Origin of the sequence: Streptomyces sp. NPDC058000 (assembly GCF_042886435.1) — a bacterium.
Lineage (GTDB): Bacteria > Actinomycetota > Actinomycetes > Streptomycetales > Streptomycetaceae > Streptomyces.
Window position 1 is genome coordinate 1 of the sequence record NZ_JBHVQS010000138.1, and the last position, 1,399, is coordinate 1,399.

General features: G+C 71.2%; 1 protein-coding gene. It reads left to right on the forward strand.

The window, feature by feature from the left end:
* On the forward strand, positions 1-1,399 hold a 1,399-nt coding region (locus ACFVT2_RS43390; RefSeq protein ID WP_390028005.1), incomplete at both ends, for a beta-ketoacyl synthase N-terminal-like domain-containing protein.

Consider the following 1,399-nt stretch of genomic DNA (forward strand, 5'->3'; position numbering starts at 1 on the left):
ACGCCGCCGCCAACACCTACCTCGACGCCCTCGCCCACCACCGCCACACCCACGGCCTCCCCGCCACCTCCCTCGCCTGGGGACTCTGGAACGACGAGGGAATGGCCACCACCCTCGGTGAGCAGGACCTCGCGCGCCTCGGCCGGACCGGTATCGCTCCGCTCACCATCGACGAGGGACTGGCACTGTTCGACGCGGCACTGGCGACCCCGGACCGCCCGGTACTCGTACCGGCACGGCTGAACACCACTGCCCTTCACTCCGAAGGCGCCACGGTCCCGGCGATGTTCCGCGGGCTCGTCCGCAGGGCCATACGCCCCACCACCCGCGCGGCGGCCGGTACGCAGCACGCGCCCCGGTCCCTGGCGGACGAGCTGAGCGGCCTCGCCCGTACCCAACAGGAGGCGCGACTGCTCGACATCGTGCGGGCCACCGTGTCCGGCGTACTGGGGCACAGCGCCGCGGCGGTGGCCGCGGACCGGTCGTTCTCCGAGCTGGGATTCGACTCCCTCACCGCCGTGGAACTACGCAACCGAATCAACGCAGCAACCGCCCTCCGGCTCTCCACCACGCTCGTCTTCGACCACCCCACGCCGTCCGCGCTGGCCGAGCACCTGTGGAGCGAGCTCATCGACGAGGCTCAGACTTCGGAAGCGCCCGTCCAGGCCGCCCAGTTGGCGGAGACCGGCCAGCGCTCCGCCGCACTCGACGAGCCGATCGCGATCGTCGGTATGGCCTGCCGCTACCCGGGCGGCGTGCGCAGCCCAGAAGACCTCTGGAACCTCGTCGCCTCCGGCACCGACGCCATCACCAGCTTCCCCACCAACCGCGGCTGGGACCTCGAACGCCTCTACCACCCCGACCCCGACCACACCGGCACCTCATACGCCCAACACGGCGGCTTCCTCCACGACGCCGACCAGTTCGACCCGGACCTGTTCGGCATCAGCCCGCGCGAAGCCCTCACCATGGACCCGCAGCAACGGCTGCTGCTGGAGACCGCCTGGGAGACGTTCGAGCGGGCGGGTATCTCGCCCGGTTCGGTGCGCGGCAGCCGCACCGGCGTCTTCACCGGCGTCATGTACAACGACTACGGCGCCCGACTGCACCAGGCCGCCACCGCCCCTGAGGGGTTCGAGGGCTACCTGGTCACGGGGAGCGCGGGCAGTGTGGCATCGGGCCGGCTGGCGTACACGTTCGGTCTGGAAGGCCCGGCAGTCACGGTGGATACCGCCTGCTCGTCCTCACTCGTCGCCCTCCACCTCGCCGCCCAAGCCCTCCGCCAGGGCGAATGCGACCTCGCTCTCGCCGGCGGCGTCACCGTCATGGCCACCCCCGCCACCTTCATCGAATTCAGCCGCCAACGCGGCCTCTCACCCGACGGCCGCTGCAAAGCCTT